Below are 20,172 nucleotides of genomic sequence, written 5' to 3'. Positions count from 1 at the left end.
AATTAATAGTTTCGTATGATTAAATCTTCTTAAACATTATCTAATACTTCATTCAGTTTATTTAGGAGATCATTTAACATATCATCAGTAAATTTTTCCGGATTGAAAGCAACCATTGCCCGTAAATGCATAAATTTCATCATCGCCTGAAACATTTCAAACGAATCCGAGTCTTCGGTCTTCAAGTGTCATTTTTTCAATTAATTGTCTGATATTTCTTTTCATAGTATCCTCCCTAGTAAATGTTTAACGCTTTCATAATTTGATATGACGGATAATATTACTTTTGTTCTAAGTTAACTGCCTTTTAATTTCATTTTAAAACACTCGCATTGTTTCCACTATTCGAATTACGACTACCTATTTTCATTAATCCGACTTTTGATGATATTTTTTGAATGTATAATTGCATAAAGACATAAGTAAAAATGCAGGGACACTTCCACTAAAAAAAGGAATTAATCCAGGAAACTTAAATGTTATAAAAAAGAAAATCCCTGTAAACACAGCCATTATAAAGGTTGCCATTGGATTGGTCGTCATTAGGATAACCGCATTTTTAATGACTCCTTTTACCCCCACATGAAAATGTACAAGGACGGGAAAAATATAAAATAAGGTAAAGAAGAAAATAAAAATCAAAATAACATTGGGAATATAAAGTAATTTGAATATTGGTAACGATATGGCTTCTATTATCTTTATATTAGAGTATAGGAAACCTCCTAACGCGATCAGAATTAAACCGACACCATTACTTTTTAGAAATTCACTTTTATAAACCGTCCAAAACGTTTTAAATACATCAATATCCTGCTTCATTACCCACTTTCGGACAACGGCGAACATCGCTGCTGTTGCAGGAAAAAAACCTAGAACAATTAGACCAAGAAACGTGAAGACAATCCAAAGCACGTTTACATACATTAATCTCATACCCCACTCGGAAACACGATGAATGCCCTTCATAAAACCTTCCATTAAGGATAACTCCTTCCTTTATCGCTGCAATGACTCAATCATATTAAGGAAAATAGCCCTAAGATAGGGCTACTCTTAGACAAATATCTCATCCTTTTACAGAACCTAATGCAATTCCTTTTACAAGGTATTTTTGGAAAAATGGATACGCAATTAAAATCGGTAATACCCCTACAACAGCAATCGCCATCCGTACACCTGTTGAAGGAATTTCCGAAGCTGCCTGACTGGCGTTTGAACCCAAATCACTGGTCGCTAAAAACTGAATATCCGCAAGCATCCTGTTTAAAATGTTTTGGATACTGAATAGTTGTGGGTCGGTAATATAAATGAGACCGTTAAACCAGTCATTCCAATAATGAATGGTTTGAAGTAATCCAATCGTTGCCAAAATAGGCAGTGATAAAGGCAGGACTATGGAGAAAAAGGTCCTGAATTCACCTGCACCATCCATCCGTGCTGATTCAATCACAGGCTCTGGAATGGAAGTTATAAAAAATGTTCTCATTAATAATACGTTAAAACCATTCATAAGCAGACCAGGTACAATTAATGCCCAAATCGTATTTTTCAAATCAAAGATTTGTGTATAAACCAGATAGGTTGGTACAAGTCCACCGTTGAATAATAAGGTAAAGAATACAAAGAAAGCAAAAACATTTCTGTAAGGTAAATCTCGGCGTGAAAGTGCATATGCCAAAAACGCAGTTATACCCAAACTAACAACCGTTCCAAATACAGTTACGAAAATTGTAATACCGTAGGCCCTTAAAATACTTGAAGAATTATTTAACAAATACTCATAAGCTGCAAAGCTAAATTCCCTAGGGAAAAAGGAATAACCATCCTTCAAAATGACCTTTTCACCTGTTAGAGAAGAAGATAAAAGAATGATAAAGGGAATAATGCTGCCTGCTGCAAGTACGATTAAAAAGATATGGGAAACCCATTGTGTTATTCGATCAGATTTATACATTCTTCCTTACCTCCTGCTTAAAATAATGCATTGTCTTTACTTTTTCTGCGGACGAGATAATTGGATATCAGGACCAGTACAAATCCAACGATGGATTGATATAGGCCGGCTGCAGCGGACATCCCGATATCCCCAAGCTGCATTAAACCTCGGTAAACATAAGTGTCAATAACATTCGTGGTATCGTAGATTGCCCCTGAGTTCATTGGTACTTGATAAAACAAACCAAAATCAGAGTAGAAAATTCGTCCTATTGACAGTAATGTCATCATGATAATGACTGGCATAATCGATGGAATGGTAATATGAATAATTTGATGCCATTTATTCGCCCCATCTAAAGTGGCTGCTTCATAGTACTCCTGGTCGATCCCGATTATAGCCGCCAAATAAATGACACATAGGAATCCGACACCCTTCCATAAATTGATGAAGGTTAATATATAGGGCCAATATTTTGCTTCGTTATACCATGAAACTCCATCCAGCCCAAGTAAAGGCAGAATCGTTTTATTCAGATAACCCACATCTTCACTTAAAAAGGCAAATCCCAGATAACTGACAATAACCATCGAGATCAAGAATGGCAATAGAATAACACTTTGATAAAAGCTTTTCGCGAGCTTATTTTTAATTTCATTGAGCATTATGGCTATTCCAATCGCCAGTATCGTATTTAAGATAATAAATCCTCCATTATAGAGAATGGTATTTCGGGTAATAACAAAGGCATCTCTTGAACTAAATAGGTACTCAAAGTTTTTAAAGCCTATCCAATCACTTGCGAAGATTCCTTTCGCATAGTTAACATCCTTAAAAGCAATGACCAATCCGAACATCGGTAAATAATTGTTTATCAGCAAATAAATTAACCCAGGTACCATCATGATAAAAAGAGGTAAAAATCTTTTAAACTTGATCATCCTGTTATTTACCTTTTTAGCTGGTATCGCCTGGATGCTTGCTTTCATTTTCTTTACTGTCACTTCTGACATCCTTTTTCCCCCTTGCTGATTAAAGTGTTTCCGCTTACAAACAACTTTCATTTCTTGCTATAATATTATTTTATTAAACTAGGTCTATTGAAACTATCCATAATACGACTTCTTATTTTCGTTTATCCGACTATTTGGAACGTGAAATCCATCTCAAGACAGACAAACCAGTGAAAAAAAGAGAGCTAGCACCACTAGCTCTCTTTTCTCATCTTACTTCTCTTTCCACTTGTCAAATTGTTTTTGTTTTTCCGCAATAATTTTCCCCAGACCTGATGCTTTAAGCTTACTATTAAATTCCGGCAAACTTTTCTCCGGATTTAGAGTACCTGATTCAAGCCCTAGCTTGTACTGATTTAATACGTTTGTCGATGCAGCAATTTCAGTTTTTACTGGATCTGGATTGAACGTAAAGCCAAATGCTGGAGAAAAAATAGCTGAATCGTTATGTTCTTTCATTAAATCCCAGTAATTTGCAGGGTTTCCTTCCCAAGGAAGGGTCAAGAAGTTATTTCCAATTTCCCACTGGTTAAATGCATATTTTGATTCCTTAACGCCGTCAGGCAATTTAATGGTTCCATCCGAATTTTTCACATAATGTTTACCTTCCACGCCAAGATCTAGTAAATTCATAATGTCTTTATCAGTATATAGTAAATTGATAAATTCCATCGCTTTTTCAGGATTTTGACTGTTTCTCGCAATAGACATGTTGAAGCCCGTGGCTGCATCTGTGTACGAATAAACATCCGTTAATTTTACCGAAACCATTTCATAGCCAGTTATTCCCTTCTCCTGGACATCAAAACCTGGCTTCATTTTAGCGAAATAGCCAAATCCTTTATTTGCTTTTACAAGATTGGCGGCAGATTCTTTTGATGTGGCTGAATCCTTAATGATGTAACCCGCTTGGAACCACTTTCGTGCTAATTTAACAGCTTCTACATATTGCGGGTCTTTAAACATATTTACAATTTTCTTATTTTTAAATGACACCACTCCAAGGTTGTCCCCTAGCACATCAAATTTTCCAGCAGTAACTGCGGTGGCAACCGATGTTCCCATTGAAGTGTTGACTACTGGTGTTAATGTTGGTTCTTTTTCTTTGACCATTTTAAAGACATCTTCCAAGTCCGTAAATGTTTTGATTTGAGAAAGATCAATCTTATATTTGTCGACTAAATCCTTTCTCATAGCAAAGCCATAATAAGAACCCCAGTCTCTTATACTTGGAATACCGTATATTTCCCCGTTAACTTTATTACCTTCTATAAGATGTTTAGGAACCACTTTAAAAATTCCTTGACCATGTGATTGGAGCAAATCATCTAATGGAAGGTATTGACCTTTTGCTGCTTGTGTATTGTAGCCATAGAATGATGAAGACATGATTAAATCCAACTTTTCGTTGCTTGTTAACATTAAATTTTGTTGCTGTTGCCATGCAGCTCCACTTATTGGGACTAATTTTACCGTAGCATTAATCTTCTTTTTAGTAATTTTATTAATTTCTTCTTGAACCAATGGAAGTTCATCTATTTTGGTATTTAATGTTAAATAAGCCATTGTAATTTCATATGGCTTATTTTTGGAGCTAGTTCCGTCCTTTTTACTTGTACTACTTTCCTTGGAACTGCACCCAGCCAAAACCAAAAGCACAGACATAATAATCATTAAAAACTTTGTAAATGATTTAATACTCTTCAACTTTCTTTCCCCCTTATTCTTTTTGATCTGTTGAAAACTCTTATTGAAAGCGTTATCAACTATCTAGTTTTAGTATAGAGGATGGGTAGAAATACACTTACTAAAAAAACGACATTTTATTTTTGTTATTACGACTTATCTATGGAGAGTTCCATTTTTCGATATTCCATTGGATTTAATTCAGTTGCCTTTTTGAAAATAGTAGAGAAATAGGAAAAATTCGAATATCCAGCAGATAAAGCCACTTCACTTACAGGTAAATTTGTTCCAGCCAATAGTTTTTTTGCATATTCAATACGCTGCAGTTGCAAGAATTCGGATATAGATACTCCTGTTTGTTTTTTAAAAAGTCTTGTTAAGTAGTCAGGATTGAGATAAACATAATTTGCAATTTCTTCTCGTGTTAACCTCTGTTCACCAAGATGGTTTTGAATATATTGTTTAACAATGTTAACTACAGAACCTTTTTCTTGAGGAACATGAAGCTGATTCATGGCTACATCCGCAATATAAATAACCCAATCTTGTAGAAAATCTAACGATTTCAACACTTTAACAGGCTTTTCAGTCAGCAAGTTTTGTGAAAAAACCTGATTTGCCTGAATCCCTTTTACTTGGAGCACATAAAAAACCAATTGCAAAAAATCCTGATAAAATAAATGAAGTGATTGTGCGGTTATATCATCATCTGATTTTTTCCAATCCTTAAAATATTGATTAATTGCATCCAACAATTTTTCCTTTGGACCACTTTTCATTAAACTCGACCAATAAACAGGTAGCAACGGAATCGAGCATGAATCCTTTTTTTTATTATTATACACAATGGTCTGGTTACTCTTGGTTACATTGTTACGATCAAGATCCTGCAACAAGTGAACCATGCTTACTACCTCCTCGATAGGAACCTGATTGCCAATATAACAGCAAAGTTCGCATGAGAAATATAGAGCAAATCGAGAAATAAAATCATTAAAATTACATGTTTGCTCCTCGATGTTTGTTGCTTTTACTAGGGGCAAAATGACCAAAATATAACCAGTTCCCAAATTTACCACATGGGCATCCATATTGGATTTGGCAATTTCTTCATTTACTGCATTCTGAAGGCCATTCTCCCTTAATTTTTCTTCATGGACCGACAGTTCCTTTTTCCAACGTTGAACATGAAATAAAATGGGCAAAAAAGTTGTGTACTCCGTATACGATAAATGATGGTACTTCTTATGCTCATTAATCTTGTCAATGGTAGAAGGGACAACTTGGTGAATGAGATCTAACCAGAATCGTTCCTTCATGACAGATTGGTGCGATTTCTTCAATTGATGGTAAGACTCCTCCACCAGTTTTGTATCCTGATCCTTTTTAATTTTTTCCAAGGCATTGTGAATAACACCTTCCAGCTCTTGATAATCGACTGGTTTGAGTAAATAGTTGAGACTTTTCAACTGCAATGCTTGCTTTGCATATCCGAAATCTGAATGACAGGTTAAAAAAATCGCTTCCGTACTTGGGTAATGTTCCCTGACCCATTTTAAAAGGTCAATTCCCGATCCTTTAGGCATTTCAATATCACAAAGCAAAAGATCCACCCTATTATTTAAAAACACCTCTTGTGCCTGCCTCATGTTATTGGCTGTATAAACAGTTGAGATATGGTGCTTTTTCCAATCAACACCCGCCTGAACGCCTCTAATTGAATGAATTTCATCGTCAACGATAAGTACATGAAATTGATTCATCATCATACCCCTTTCCTTTATTGGAATTTTTATATCGGTACCTTCATGCGGACTGTTGCACCTTTTCCTTGTTCGTTTGAAAAGTGTATATGAGCATACCCTTCATATAACAAATTCAACCGTCGCTTAACATTCCAAAGTCCAATTCGTTCCCCATTCTGGTTTGTAAGTGATTCGTCATTTTCTAAACTCCATAAAACCTCTTCAGGGAATCCTTCACCAGTATCCTGGATTTTAATTTCCATAAAACCGGGGTCTTCATTGTCTTTTTTAACAGTTATTTTAATTTCAATCGGTTCATCCATATTAAAAGCATGTTTAATAGAATTTTCAACAATCGTTTGAATGACCAAAGGCGGTATATTGCATTTCATCAATTCTGAAGATGCTTCCACATCATAATTGATAGCTTCTGGAAATCTAAGTTGTTGAATCTTTATATAATTCTCCGTATGATTTAATTCTTCTTCTAAGCTAACGAAATACGAATTACTACGAAACATAAACCGAAAGTAATTGGCTAGGCATTTGGACATTTCTTGAATGATGGCAAAATCTTTAACTGTTGCAAGATTATAAATAATATTTAATGAGTTAAGGAAAAAGTGCGGGTTAATTTGTAATTGTAAATGCTTTAGTTCCGCCCTTTGTAAATTTAACTTTTCTTCGTAAACATTGATTTTTAAGTCTTTTATCTCCGATATCATATGGTTGAAGGACCCATTCATCACTTCAAACTCCGTAGAATTATGGTTCAGAGGAAGCCGTACTTCCATATCACCCTCGCGAAGCTTTTTCATGGCTGAAACAATACGATTTATTGGTTGAAGAAAAACCTTTCTCATGATAAAGATAAATAGAAATAAGAACAAAACAGCTCCAAAAGAAATAACCGATGAAATTCTTTGTAAAAAAGGAAGTTTCTCTAAAATTTCACTTTCTGGTATCAATGCTAAAAGATAAAAATCACCACTTGATGATTTTTCCTTCATGACCATAAAGCGGTCATTTTCCCCAGACACTGCAAACTTATTTCCCTTCAATGTTAAGTCTATTTTTTCATCTTCTATAAATTTTTTATTGGTGATCGGCTGCAATTCGGAAGTTGCAAGCAGGGCTCTACCTGTTTCTCCAAAATCAATATACTTAAAAGGCTTAATCAAATTGTTCACATTTACCCAAGCCCCTACGTAGACTCCATCTATATTTAAATAGTATAGTAAATAATAATTTTTCTTTCCCTTCCATAAGTTCCATTTGCCTTCAAGAAGATTTTCGGGTTTTTTCTCAAGCAATTCATGAATTTCATCCGTCGCATTCATGTGGTCTGTAAAATCTTCATCATTTTTCTGAGTATATAGGAAATCTTTATAGGATGATGAATAAAGAAAAATAGAGTCAATTGCTGTATAAAAATAAGATTGATTATTGATAGAATTAAACAATCTTATTTTTGCCTCTTCGTAGTCGTTAAGATCAAAGTTTTCATGATATTGAAGGAAATATAAATCGGTATTCGCGGAAAGTTGAAATATATAATTTCCAACACCTTCCAAACTCTTATCGATTTGATCCATATAAATATTCAGCATATTTTTGTTAGATTGAGCCACTTGGCTTCGAATTACTTCATTAGCATAATAATTATTAATAATATGAAAGATAATTAATGGACCGATTATGAGGAAAATAGTCAAAAAGAGCTTAAACATTAATGAATTAAAAATTGGTTTAAGCGGTTTCATATGTGTTCCTCCTGATTTACAACTTTATTAATATAATTTTCTATTATACATTATCGTTGTAAAAAGATTGCGAAAATATAAAAATAATGAATCAACAATAATTGGAAGGTATTTTTTAAAAAAGAGATTCATGAAAGTATTAGTGAAGATTAAAAATAATAACCCTTCCTATCTTAGTAAGGGAATTAATCAGAAGGGTTAAAAATATAAATTTCTCGTTCTAACTTTTTCTTTACTTTTTCCTCCCTTTTAAAGTTATCTAAACACCTGTTTAATTACTATAAAATAACTGAAAGCCCTTTCCTACTGTAAAAACGACTTCTTTTATCAAATTTCCGACTTTTTTAGCTGAATAGGGTAATCCCTTCCATGTTCTCGAATACCTTTTCTCAAACAAAAAACCTCCAAATTTATAATTTGAAGGCTCTTAACGCACACAATATCATATTTTCTGTTTCACACAGATTCGTTCAAAATGAGCAAAAGACTGTGGTGATGAGAATTAATTGTTGGCGGGACTGCGTGGGAATCGAACCCACCAGACCTGGCACGCAGGTCTCAAGCAGTTTTGAAGACTGTGGAGGACACCAGTACCCCATTCAGCCCCATGGATGGAAAATATCAAGATGTTTGGACTACAGTAACACAGTCATTTGGCGAAAGAAACAAATTACTTCGCTTCCCTATCTATTGTTATTATATTACTATGGAATATGGTGATAATCAATAGAATCAGCGTACTTGTCATTTTTTCGACAAGCTTTTCATCAGGAAACTACAGAACCATTACCTGTTTCGCGCATTCACTATGATTAGATTCTTGATTAAAATCTTAAGTATAATTTCATTCAATTTTGTCCAATACTTGTCTTAATTCATAAAAACAGACTATAATAATAAGAAAAATAGTTATCTTGTAGGTGAATAGATATGCTTCATGGTTGGTTTCTATGGTTTATCCTGTTCTGGGTATTTTTCCTAGTTGGATCATTTGCCATTGGTGGATTTTTTATGTTCCGAAAGTTTTTGAAGAAGATGCCGAAAGAAGATGGCAAATCAGTTATGGATTGGGAAGAACATTATGTAAATGAATCGCGGCACTTGTGGGGGCCCGAGGAGAAAGAACTCCTAGAGGATTTAGTAAGCCCTGTTCCCGAATTATTCCGTGATGTTGCCAGACATAAGATTGCCGGAAAAATTGGCGAAATCGCCCTTCGAGAAAAGGCATCAAAAATTACTCAAGACCTCGTCATTCGTGGCTATATTCAAGCCACACCAAAAAGGGATCATAAATTTTTACGAAAAAAGCTTTTTGAAAATAGAATTGATGTTGCTCCTTTTGAGCATCTATTTTAACCGTCTAGCTAATAGATGGTTTTTTATTTTGTCATCAACGGATTCCATTGGATACATTTTTCATAGTTTTTTCCTAACTTTTGTCGTCAACAGCCCTTATTGGCGACTCTTTCCACATCTTTTTTCTGATTTCTGTCGCCAATAACTTTTATTGGAGACACATCTCATTGTTTTTCCTTAAATTTTGTCGCCAATAGGCCTTATTGGCGACACTTTTCACTGTTTTTTCCTGCCTTTTGTCGTCAATAGCCCTTATTGAAGACACTTTTCATTAATTTCCCCTGAATTCTATAGCCAATACCCCGGTCCCTATCAAACTATTCCCTCCACAATTCAATAACATTATCCAACAAATCCTAAAAAGAAAAACTGATCCCAATAAAGGACCAGTCTCTCACTTAATTATAATTGCTTATCACCATGAAGTCGTCTAAACAACTTTTTGTAGTCCATATACATCGCAATCCGCCATGGGACAATCATACAATAGGCAAGGAAGAAGAACATGCCGCTTAATTCTCCAAAATCAATGGTTGCACTTAGAACGGACTTCATAACAAGGCGAACAACTAATAGACCAATCAAAATAAAGAAAAATGCCTTAGATCGCTTTAGATAAATATCGTTATCGCGGATTTCAAACTTAGAAGTTTTAATGAGTAAGATAGAGAATAGCATCCCCACAATCGCTGCCTCGATCATTTCTGCTCCAGTTAGTCTAAATTGCGGATCCATATACATTAAAGCCCCACTCGACATGAAAAATGGAGGTAGAATTATTTTACGAGCATTCGTGGGTTTCTTTGCGGCTTTCATCCGGACTACCAAGGCCAGGGTGCCCATAAATACCGCTCCAATTGAAGAAGCAAGAACTATGTTCATTAGATTCATTCCTTATCTAATTTATTTACTAACCCATTATATCGCAAATAAATTCATTTGAAAAAAATTAACTCATGATAAAATGTTCCCAATTCTAACACACAGGTGATCGATACAAAAAAAGGAAAAAACCTCCTAAGGAAGTTCCCTTTCAAAAAATATAATATTTTTATATATTTATCATTTCCGTGTTTACATTAGAACCCCGTAAAGCCACCAAACATTCCTGAAAAAATAGTAATGATTTTAGTCATCCAGTCAAAGAATAGGACAACCCCCATTACAATCATTATGTAACCGCCAATTTTTACAATTTTACCGCTGTTCTTCTTAATCCAAGTCATGCGCCCAAGGAAGAACGAAAGAATAAAGAATGGTATGGCAAAGCCTAGACAATAGGCAATCATATACATCATACCTGAACCTGGATTTGTGGCTGCTAGGGAAATAACAAACGAAAGAATCGGACCTGTACAAGGCGTCCAACCCGCGGCAAATGCCATCCCAATTAAAACAGAACCAAAATAACCTGAAGGACGATTTTTAAATTCAATTCGGCGATCCTTCATCATAAACTTCGGATTTAAAATCCCAACGATCACTAAACCAAAGAAAACAATAAAAATTCCGCCTAGTTGACGAATAAGGTCTTTATACTGTAAGAAAAAGCTTCCTAGAAACGAAGTTCCAAATCCAATCGCAATAAAAATAATCGAAAAGCCTAAAAGGAAAAATAATGTGTGGAGTAGACTCCGCTTTTGAAGCATGGCGTTTTCACTTTTTAGCTCCCCAACAGACATACCTGTGATGTACGAGAGAAATGCAGGATAAAGTGGTAAACAACAAGGAGAAATAAAGCTTAAAAATCCTGCCCCTAAGGCTAAAAATATATTTACATCTGACATAATAACACTCCCACTATAGTCGATACGTTTATATTCTAACAAATGTTTGATATAAATGATAATGGTTAACTTGAATATTTTGTGTCGCCGCCTTTTTTTGTTCCACTGAAATGCCTCTTCCATAAAATATATGCATAAATTCGTTGGATATTTATTTACAAATGTCTTTGAAAAAATTTACATCATAGGTTATACTAGAAAAATCAATGTCATTTTGATATATTAGTAGTCTATTTGCACCATAATTTAGGAGTTACTCCGGAAAGGACATCGGCCGTGACAAAAAATGATTTAGTTACATTAATTGAAAAAAAACGAGCTGAATTAATTCAAGTCGCCATCACCAACGGCTTGACATCCTCCGTTGCAATTCGCTACAGCCAGGAACTTGATCATCTCTTAAATGAATATCATAGAGTATATATAAACAAGATGCCTTCATCAGCTAGTTAAAAGAAAGTCGTTGTATGTCGTCATCATTAGAAATAGACAATAGACCTATATAATGAAAAAAGCCTGGCAAATCGCCAGGCTTTTTTCCATTAATTCACAACATCCTCAAGACGTTCTACCGCTCCGTTTTGCAAAAGGAACATTTTATGGTACAAGCCACCCTGGGCAAGCAGTTGTTGATGGGTTCCCCTTTCAACAATTTCCCCCTGATGCATAACTAGAATTAAATCAGCATCCTGAATGGTTGACAGGCGATGCGCAATGGCTATAGTCGTTCGCCCTTTTCGCATTTTGGCAAGTGCGGTTTGAATGGCTTCTTCTGTTTCTGTATCAATGTTGGCGGTCGCTTCGTCGAGAACCAATATTTTGGGATTAGCGGCGATCGTTCGGGCAAAAGCGAGTAGTTGCCTTTGACCGCTTGAAAATGTGGTACCACGCTCGACAACCTTATGTTCAAAGCCATCCTCCAACTTTTCAATAAAGGTGTGGGCTTGGACAAACTTTGCTGCTTCCTCAACTTGTTCATCCGTCATGTCATTCGAATGAAGGCGAATATTATCCTTCACCGTTCCGTAGAACAAGAATGGATCTTGTAATACTAAGCCCATTTTCTCCCTGAGTTCTGTCTTTGTGAAGTTCCGAATCGATTGACCATCAATCAAAATGTCCCCCCGTTCATACTCATAAAAACGCAATAACATATTGATAATCGAGCTTTTTCCACTTCCGGTATGGCCAACCAGTGCGACTGTTTCACCAGGATTTACCATGAAAGAAATAGATTTTAGCACATCCCGTCTTCCATCGTAGGAAAAACTTAAATTCTTAAACTCAATCATTCCTTTTTCAATGGAATTGGTCCGCTCTTCTTTTTGTATTGGTGCTAATTCTTCCTCATCCAACAGTTTAAAAACACGCGAGCCAGCGACAATCGCTTGTTGGTACAAGGAAAGCCTCATCATCATCTGATTAACCGGTTCGAAAAAACGATCCAAATAATTTATGAAGGCATATAACACGCCGATTTCCACCACATGGTTAAAAGACGTTATTCCAAAATAACTTAATACAATGATTAAGCCCAAAATATAGATTAAATCAATCGCTGGTCTTAACAGGAGGCCATCTATTTTGATATTTTTCATTCCTGCCTGATAGTGTTGTTCATTAATAGCTCCGAATTCTTCTCGTAGTCTTTTTTCCTGCCGAAACACTTGAATTATTCCCATTCCAGATAATGATTCACTGAGCTTGGCATTCAATTGGCTCAGCCGTTCGCGCATATCAAGGTAAAATCGTGAACTTAATTTTCTGTATAGGTTCATGACAAACAATAATAACGGAAGAATCACGACACATAATAAGCCAAGTCTGATGTCCAGAATAAACATCGCAATAAAAATACCTAGTAATAAAAATCCACCTTGGATAAACGTTGCAATAACGGTAACAAACATGTCTTTAATGGCTTCCGTATCATTGGTCACCCTTGAAACGATACTTCCTGCTGGGGTCTTATCAAAATACTTTAGCCCGAGCGACTGTACTTTAGAAAAAACATCAATGCGCAGCTGTTGGATAATCCTCAAAGCCAGTTCCTGGAATTTAACCAATTGAAAAAACATGACAATCGCTTTAATGATTTGGATTGACATGTATGTGGAACCTAGGATCAGAAGTGGCTGAAACTCTAGCTTACCAGGAGTTAAATAATCATCGATAAATATTTTTACGATAATCGGTAAAACAATATCGCCGATGGTTGTTAATAGTAAGAAGATAAATGCTATGACAATCGTTTTTTTATGTGGCTTCGTATAGGAAAGCAAACGGAATAAAATATTTCTTTGTTCACGTTCTGTAAGCTGAATTTTTTCGTCCATCTTAACGCCCTCCATGCTCAACCAACTCTTCTAGCTGCTGGCGTAAATACATTTCCTTATACCATCCACCCGATTCCATCAATACTTCATGTCTACCTCTTTCCACAATCTTTCCATCCTCAAGAACCAGAATGAGATTTGCATGTTGAATGGCACTTAATCGGTGTGAAGTGATGATGGTTGTTTTTCCTTCCCTATTCTGTTTTAATGCTGAAAGAATGGCTTCTTCTGTTTTTGCATCTACTGCAGATAAGGAATCATCGAGTACTAACACTTCTGGCTTCATCAAAATAGCCCGGGCAATCGAAATCCTTTGCTTCTGCCCGCCCGATAAGGATACCCCACGCTCTCCAACAACCGTTTGATACCCTTCAGTAAATTGAAGGATATCAGTATGGATATTGGCAAGCTTAGCGGCATTCTCGACTTCCTCTATTGATGCCCCGTGGTTTGTAAAGGCGATATTTTCACTAACAGAGGCTGAAAACAAGAAATGATCTTGCGGTACATAACCAATGGCCTCGCGTAATTTTTCAAGCTTGTATTCCTGCAGAGATTTACCTCCAAATCTAATCTCACCTTGGTAACTATCAAACTCACGAATGAGCAGTTTTAAAAGAGTGGTTTTACCAGCACCGGTTTTACCAACGATGCCTACCGTCTCGCCGGTATATATCGAAAAATATATATCTTTTAAAACCGTTGTGGATTCCCCAGGATAGGTAAAGCTAGAAAGTTTGTATTCAATATCACCTGCGGGCACCACGTTTATGGCCCCTTCCTTATCGGTAATATCTTCTTTTTCTTGAAGGAGCATGGAAACTCGGTCATAGGAAGCACTGCCTCGCTCAACAATGTTAAACAACCAGCCAAATGCAAGCATCGGCCAGATAAGTAAACCTAAATATGTAGTAAACGAGAGTAATTGCCCGATTGTTAGTTCCCCATTAAGCACGTATTTTGCACCAAACACAATCGATAAGAAGAAGGAAATACCTACGATGATCGAAATCGTCGGATCGAAGAGAGAATCAATTTTTGCGACGGTGATATTTTTTTGGACGACATCTTCTGATTGCTTCCGAAAATCCTCGATATCTTCCTTTTCCTGGCCAAACGTCTTAATCACTTTAATCCCAGTAATACTTTCCTGAGTTTTATCATTTAATGACGAAAATGCTTCCTGTGCCTGATAAAAGGTTCGATGGAGCATTGTCCCAAACCAGCTTGTAAGGATTACCATAAAGGGCATCGGAATTAAACAGATTAATGTTAATTTCCAGCTAATCGTAAATGCCATTGCACAGATAACAAACCCGCCAGTTGAAAGAGAATCAACGAAGGTTAGCACGCCTACGCCCGCTGTTTGTTGAATGGCTGACAGATCGTTGGTGGCATGTGCCATTAAATCCCCTATTCGACGTTTTTGGTAAAATGATGGCGACATATTTGTAAAATGATGATACAGCCGATTTCGAAGCAACTTACTTAACTTAACTGATGATCCAAAAATCATAATTCTCCAGTAGTACCTAAGGAAATACATTGCAAGGGCAACAATAACTAATACGGCCATCCACTGTAAGAGAATTCCCGTTGTCATCGTCCCATTCTTAACTTGGTCAGCTATGATTCCTATGATCTTAGGCGGCACCAGTTGCAATATTGCTACAAGCATTAGGAGGAAAATCCCGGATATATATGCTTTTTTCTCCTGTTTAAAATACCAGCCTAATTCTAAAAATACTTTCATTAAACCGCCCCCAAATCACGAGTAATCGATCTGCCAAAAATTGAATACGTTTGATAAGTTATTCGGGAAAATAATCCAACGGACTGAGGTTTAATTTTACCAAATTTTTATAAAATAATAAAGATTTAGAATATTTTTATCCGCACGAAAAAAGCACCCATCTATATGAGTGCTAGTCCGTTTTATTTTGATTGTTGTTTGTTCATGGCAGCCATCATTTGGTTGATCTTCTTTTGTGATGGTTTTTGTCCCATTTGCATCATCATCATTTTTAACATTTGTTCATTGATTGGCGGATTTTTCTTTAAGTAGCTCATCATATATTTACGAGCAATGAAAAATCCTAGTGCTACACCAGCTGCTAATGCTAGTATACCAACTAGAATGTAATAAACCATATTCAACTTCCTCCTTCATGTTGTCTACCATACAGTGTACTAAATAAAACACGATTAGACAATATCTGCTATTAGATAAATTTTCTTTCCTTTATCGGCTTTAACCAACCATATCGCTGATGTTCAAGGTCAAGTGCCAAAAAGGAAGTCTCACATTTTCTTAGAACTTCAAAAAAAGCCGTCTCAGCTTCATAGCTGCCTTGTGCCTCGATTGTAATTAAGTCTTGAAAAACCTCTAACTTTGCCGTACTTAGTTTTCCGCTTAATTCAATTGAATATGCACCATGCTCAGCTTTAAATCCCTTGATTTTTCCAAGCTGCTTTTGGATAAGTTGATGGATCTTTAGAACCTCAACCTTTTTTGTTATATAGGAAATTTGTTTTTGTGTAATAAATTTAAGTTCGCCGTTTGCTTTTCGATGTTCCTGAAAAAGCCGAAAAAACAATCGTTCTCTTCCGAAGTAATGGGTCGCAAATTCATCTTCTATTAAATATAGCTGATATTTTCTCACCACTGTTCTCTCCTTCGTTGATTACCCTTTTTACTATTATAAAAAAAGATTAAAGAAACATATGTCTTACGGCGGCAAAAACTTTCACTATTTTTGTCGATTAGCAGGAATCTAAACTATTCTTCTATAAATTCGGTAGATTTGTTGAATTTTCCTTCAAAAATTAACTTTGTTCATAATATTGTTGAAATTTGACCCTTTATACCATCAAAAAAGGAGAACGGATGATTTCCGCTCTCCCTAAAATCTCATTATTTTATTTTTGCAGAAGTGCTTTTACACGTGCAACTACGTTGTTTACAGTGAACCCGAATTCTTCCATAATCTTTTCTCCTGGTGCTGAAGCTCCGAAATGATCAATAGCAAGAACATCGCCTTCGTCACCAGTGTATTTGTGCCAGCCAAATGATGCTCCCACTTCAATTCCAAGACGCTTTTTCACACTTCTTGGCAGAACAGACTCTTTGTACTCTTGAGATTGCTGCTCGAATCGATCCCATGAAGGCATACTTATAACCGAAACATGAACACCTTCTCCAGCAAGCGCTTTTTGAGCTTCCACTGCAAGGCTTACTTCTGATCCAGTTGCTAATAACAACGCATCTGGAGTTTCTCTTTCTGAAGGAGACACCACATATGCCCCTTTAGAAACTCCCTCGTACGCATTGATATCCGTTCCTTTTAATGTAGGTAAATCTTGACGAGTTAAAACAAGTGCAGTTGGTTTGTTGGTAGACTCAACTGCAAGTTTCCAAGCCGCTGCCGTTTCATTACCGTCTGCAGGACGAATGATTGATAATCCTGACATGGCACGTAATGCTGCAAGCTGTTCAACTGGCTCATGTGTTGGTCCATCTTCCCCAACAGCAATACTGTCATGGGTAAAGACATAAGTGACAGGTAATCCCATTAACGCTGCTAGACGAATAGCAGGACGCAAGTAGTCAGAGAAGACAAAGAATGTTCCTCCAAATACTTTTACGCCGCCATGAAGAGCAATACCGTTCATTGCAGCACCCATCGCAAATTCACGAACACCAAACCAGATATTACGGCCTTCATAGGAACCAGGCATAAAATCTTTCGTACCTTTAATCATCGTTTTATTCGAACCAGCAAGGTCTGCTGATCCACCGATAAAAATAGGTAGATTCTTAGCAATACCATTTAATACTTCACCTGAAGAGGCACGGCTTGCAAGGCTTTTTCCTTCTGGATATACAGGGATTTCTTTATCCCAACCTGCAGGAAGTTCATTATTTAATGCTTGTTCAAGCTGAGTAGCTAGTTCAGGGTACTCTTTTTTATATTGAGCGAAAAGATCATTCCACTCTTTTTCCTTTTTCTCGCCATTTTCAACGATCAGCTTCTGGAAGTTGTCATAGACTTCCTGTGGTACATGGAAATCTTCTTCAAAAGTCCATTTATAGGCTTCTTTAGTAAGTTTTAATTCATTTGCTCCAAGGGGTGAGCCATGAACACCTGAAGTTCCCGCACGGTTTGGTGAACCGTATCCAATTACTGTTCTTACTTCAATCATCGTTGGTCTGTCTAGATCGTTTTTAGCTTCTTCAAGAGCTTTTGCAATTTCTTCTAAATTATTGCCGTCTTCGACACGAACATATTGCCATCCGTATGATAGGAAGCGATCTTTGACACTTTCTGAGAACGACTTATCTAGGTCTCCATCAAGTGAGATATCGTTTGAATCATAAAGGACTACCAATCGCCCTAATTTCAAGTGTCCTGCTAGCGACGCTGCCTCAGCAGATACACCCTCCATCAAATCTCCATCTCCACAGATACTGTATGTAAAATGGTTCACAAGTTCATATTTATCTTTATTATAAACACTTGCAACATGGCGTTCTGCCATTGCCATTCCTACTGCCATTGCAATCCCCTGTCCAAGTGGACCAGTAGTTGCTTCTACACCCTCAGTGTGACCATACTCTGGGTGTCCAGGCGTTTTAGAGCCCCATTGGCGGAATTGCTTTAAGTCATCCATTGTTAAGTTGAAACCAGACAAGTGAAGCATGCTGTATAACAATGCTGAACCATGACCTGCTGACAAGACAAAACGATCACGGTTAAACCACTGTGGATTCTTTGGATTTTGGTTCAAGAAACGCGTCCATAAAGTATAGGTCATTGGCGCTGCACCCATCGGCATTCCTGGATGTCCTGAGTTTGCTTTTTCGATCGCATCAATAGAAAGCGTTCGAATGGAGGTTACCGATAAATCATCAATAGTATTAAACATGAATTACATCCTTTCCTAATCACAAGGTTACTAAATACATTTTCAATTTTATATCGCTACCGTTTTTTATTCAACAAATAGCATAATAATAAGAAACAAAATTCACTATTTTTTTATTTTTACACAAAAATAGTCAGTATATGTAAATAGGAATACAAAAAATGTATTCCTGAACTTTTAGTGAAGTGTATTTTTTTTCCTAGCCTTGATTTTTTCCGGTGTAACGTCATTTCCTTCCGGATCAATAAACTTGGTGTTGGTAAGGGTATCAAGCATATTCGAACGAAAAGTAGCCAAATATTCACTTCTTAATTTAGTTTGCTCTTTCGCTTCTGTTTCAGTCAATCCCGTTGCTTTTGCTTTTCGTGCCAGCTCATTAATTCTAGCCATCTTTTCTTTTGAAAGCATTCCAAGACCTTCCTTTCAAACTATTTACATGACACCTGATTTTACTAAAAAAAAAACCTAATGACAAGGCAAAAGGTCTACTCTTCTTGTGATTCAATATATTCCTGGAATCTTCTATGAACCGTGGCTTTAGAAATGTTATACCCAAAACCTCTAAGTGTAGCAGCTATTTCTGAAAAAATTAATCCATTTTTTCTTAACCGGACAATTTCTTCAATCGGAACTTCAATTTTCTCACGACCGGAGGCTTCTCCAAGATTTTTTAAGTTTTTTTCAGGTTTATAACCATTCTGAACTGCTCGCTTCATTCCACGTTTGATTTTTGCATTATGTAGTTTACGTTGGTACTCTTCAACCATACTTACGATGTTCAAAACCATGGAATCCGATTCTGAAAGCTGTAATTCTCCACTATGGGAGATACTATAAAGTTTAATATTTTCTTTTAATATGCAATGCAAGAGTGCAATTTTGGCATTCCCCCTACCGAGTCGTGTTTCATCCTGAATTAAGAGGGCTTGTACCTGCTTATCTCTAATTCGTTCTAATAATTGAAATATCCCCTCACGATTGAAATCATAACCACTAGCCTTTTCTTTAATTACCCTATCAATCTCAAAGTGATAGGTGCTAGCTAGTTGCGTTAATTCCTCTTCCTGGCGCTTTAAAGAAGATTCTTGTGTTTCCTTATTTGTGCTGACACGGCAGTATATAATTGCTTTCATAAAAGTTCCTTTCTATTCACCAACGGCGCTAGCAAATTCATTTGTAGATGAGACTTCTTTACTCACCGGAATGATAATTTCTTCACCTGGAAAAATTTGATCATCATCTAATTCATTATGCTTTTTTATCCAAGCAACAAATTCCTTGTTTGATAATGAATGTTGATTGGAAAATTGATTAGAGATTTCCCATAGTGAATCTCCTTCAGTGATTGTAACCTTTAAATAATCATCTTGCGCGTTCGAATGATGTTGGAATGATAATATGATTGAAAGTGAACAACTTAAAATAATAAGAGTAATAGCATAGGAGTATTTGTTCCATAATTTTTTCATAAATAACACCTCTTTAAGAATGTATGTTCGTTTTACTATTTTTATTATAAATCGAACGTTTGTTTGTTGTCAACTGTATTTTCGAACTTATGTTTGTATAAAAAATACGAACATGTTATAATAAAGACAACATTAACCAGGCGAGGTGGATT

Annotated in this window: 19 protein-coding genes and 1 tRNA gene; 2 read left to right on the top strand and 18 right to left on the bottom strand. The window is 36.2% G+C overall.

The window, feature by feature from the left end; translation table 11 throughout:
- Nucleotides 1-29: 29 nt before the first annotated feature.
- The 8 genes from J7E66_RS13050 to J7E66_RS13015 all read right to left on the bottom strand — a co-directional run bounded on the left by J7E66_RS13050 (nucleotide 30) and on the right by J7E66_RS13015 (nucleotide 8,753).
- Entirely contained in the window at nucleotides 30-185 is a 156-nt protein-coding gene (locus tag J7E66_RS13050; RefSeq protein ID WP_215000573.1) for a hypothetical protein, read from the bottom strand.
- Between the two features lie 184 nt (nucleotides 186-369).
- Nucleotides 370-981, bottom strand: a complete 612-nt coding sequence (locus J7E66_RS13045; protein ID WP_215000570.1) for a YesL family protein — start codon at nucleotides 979-981, stop codon at nucleotides 370-372.
- Nucleotides 982-1,069: 88 nt separating this feature from the next.
- Nucleotides 1,070-1,957: a carbohydrate ABC transporter permease gene (locus J7E66_RS13040; RefSeq protein ID WP_215000568.1), complete on the bottom strand. Its 888-nt coding sequence runs from the start codon at nucleotides 1,955-1,957 to the stop codon at nucleotides 1,070-1,072.
- Nucleotides 1,958-1,974: 17 nt separating this feature from the next.
- The gene (locus J7E66_RS13035) at nucleotides 1,975-2,880 is read right to left on the bottom strand and encodes an ABC transporter permease (protein WP_374103847.1); all 906 of its coding nucleotides are present in this window, start codon (nucleotides 2,878-2,880) and stop codon (nucleotides 1,975-1,977) included.
- Between the two features lie 285 nt (nucleotides 2,881-3,165).
- Complete coding sequence (locus tag J7E66_RS13030; RefSeq protein WP_215000566.1) at nucleotides 3,166-4,659, bottom strand: ABC transporter substrate-binding protein; 1,494 nt, start codon at nucleotides 4,657-4,659, stop codon at nucleotides 3,166-3,168.
- A gap of 128 nt (nucleotides 4,660-4,787) precedes the next feature.
- Nucleotides 4,788-6,401 (bottom strand): response regulator transcription factor, encoded by a 1,614-nt coding sequence (locus tag J7E66_RS13025; RefSeq protein ID WP_215000564.1) that lies wholly within the window; start codon nucleotides 6,399-6,401, stop codon nucleotides 4,788-4,790.
- Between the two features lie 29 nt (nucleotides 6,402-6,430).
- Nucleotides 6,431-8,146 (bottom strand): sensor histidine kinase, encoded by a 1,716-nt coding sequence (locus J7E66_RS13020; protein ID WP_215000562.1) that lies wholly within the window; start codon nucleotides 8,144-8,146, stop codon nucleotides 6,431-6,433.
- A gap of 510 nt (nucleotides 8,147-8,656) precedes the next feature.
- Nucleotides 8,657-8,753 (bottom strand) — tRNA-Sec (locus J7E66_RS13015).
- Between the two features lie 323 nt (nucleotides 8,754-9,076).
- Here J7E66_RS13015 and J7E66_RS13010 point away from each other — a divergent pair.
- Nucleotides 9,077-9,502, top strand: a complete 426-nt coding sequence (locus J7E66_RS13010) for a DUF2621 domain-containing protein (protein WP_098932902.1) — start codon at nucleotides 9,077-9,079, stop codon at nucleotides 9,500-9,502.
- Between the two features lie 402 nt (nucleotides 9,503-9,904).
- Here J7E66_RS13010 and J7E66_RS13005 read toward each other — a convergent pair whose 3' ends face one another.
- Together J7E66_RS13005 and J7E66_RS13000 are read right to left on the bottom strand one after the other, a co-directional pair.
- Nucleotides 9,905-10,384: a CcdC family protein gene (locus J7E66_RS13005; protein WP_215000561.1), complete on the bottom strand. Its 480-nt coding sequence runs from the start codon at nucleotides 10,382-10,384 to the stop codon at nucleotides 9,905-9,907.
- Between the two features lie 197 nt (nucleotides 10,385-10,581).
- Nucleotides 10,582-11,289 carry a cytochrome c biogenesis CcdA family protein gene (locus tag J7E66_RS13000; RefSeq protein WP_168242909.1) on the bottom strand — a complete coding sequence of 236 codons (708 nt, stop codon included), beginning with the start codon at nucleotides 11,287-11,289 and terminating at the stop codon, nucleotides 10,582-10,584.
- 276 nt (nucleotides 11,290-11,565) lie between these two features.
- Between J7E66_RS13000 and J7E66_RS12995 the strand changes: the two genes are divergently transcribed.
- Nucleotides 11,566-11,742, top strand: a complete 177-nt coding sequence (locus J7E66_RS12995) for an aspartyl-phosphate phosphatase Spo0E family protein (RefSeq protein WP_098932905.1) — start codon at nucleotides 11,566-11,568, stop codon at nucleotides 11,740-11,742.
- A gap of 89 nt (nucleotides 11,743-11,831) precedes the next feature.
- Here J7E66_RS12995 and J7E66_RS12990 read toward each other — a convergent pair whose 3' ends face one another.
- From J7E66_RS12990 to yneA, 8 genes are all read right to left on the bottom strand, one after another.
- Nucleotides 11,832-13,625 carry an ABC transporter ATP-binding protein gene (locus J7E66_RS12990; protein ID WP_215000559.1) on the bottom strand — a complete coding sequence of 598 codons (1,794 nt, stop codon included), beginning with the start codon at nucleotides 13,623-13,625 and terminating at the stop codon, nucleotides 11,832-11,834.
- Between the two features lies 1 nt (nucleotide 13,626).
- Complete coding sequence (locus J7E66_RS12985) at nucleotides 13,627-15,378, bottom strand: ABC transporter transmembrane domain-containing protein (RefSeq protein ID WP_215000557.1); 1,752 nt, start codon at nucleotides 15,376-15,378, stop codon at nucleotides 13,627-13,629.
- A 182-nt stretch (nucleotides 15,379-15,560) separates the two neighbouring features.
- Complete coding sequence (locus J7E66_RS12980) at nucleotides 15,561-15,776, bottom strand: YneF family protein (protein ID WP_215000555.1); 216 nt, start codon at nucleotides 15,774-15,776, stop codon at nucleotides 15,561-15,563.
- Nucleotides 15,777-15,847: 71 nt separating this feature from the next.
- Complete coding sequence (gene sirA, locus J7E66_RS12975; RefSeq protein ID WP_215000553.1) at nucleotides 15,848-16,288, bottom strand: sporulation inhibitor of replication protein SirA; 441 nt, start codon at nucleotides 16,286-16,288, stop codon at nucleotides 15,848-15,850.
- 256 nt (nucleotides 16,289-16,544) lie between these two features.
- The gene (gene tkt / locus J7E66_RS12970; RefSeq protein WP_215000551.1) at nucleotides 16,545-18,551 is read right to left on the bottom strand and encodes a transketolase; all 2,007 of its coding nucleotides are present in this window, start codon (nucleotides 18,549-18,551) and stop codon (nucleotides 16,545-16,547) included.
- 177 nt (nucleotides 18,552-18,728) lie between these two features.
- Complete coding sequence (locus tag J7E66_RS12965; protein ID WP_088086536.1) at nucleotides 18,729-18,959, bottom strand: DUF896 domain-containing protein; 231 nt, start codon at nucleotides 18,957-18,959, stop codon at nucleotides 18,729-18,731.
- Between the two features lie 77 nt (nucleotides 18,960-19,036).
- Nucleotides 19,037-19,684 carry a YneB family resolvase-like protein gene (locus J7E66_RS12960; protein WP_215000549.1) on the bottom strand — a complete coding sequence of 216 codons (648 nt, stop codon included), beginning with the start codon at nucleotides 19,682-19,684 and terminating at the stop codon, nucleotides 19,037-19,039.
- A gap of 12 nt (nucleotides 19,685-19,696) precedes the next feature.
- A complete protein-coding gene (gene yneA / locus J7E66_RS12955) occupies nucleotides 19,697-20,020 on the bottom strand; it encodes a cell division suppressor protein YneA (protein ID WP_215000547.1) in 324 nt (107 codons plus the stop codon).
- Nucleotides 20,021-20,172: the final 152 nt, after the last annotated feature.

The organism is Bacillus sp. ISL-7, from assembly GCF_018613065.1.
The sequence above is the reverse complement of the archived record's forward strand: the minus strand, read 5'-3'. Positions and strand labels throughout refer to the sequence as shown.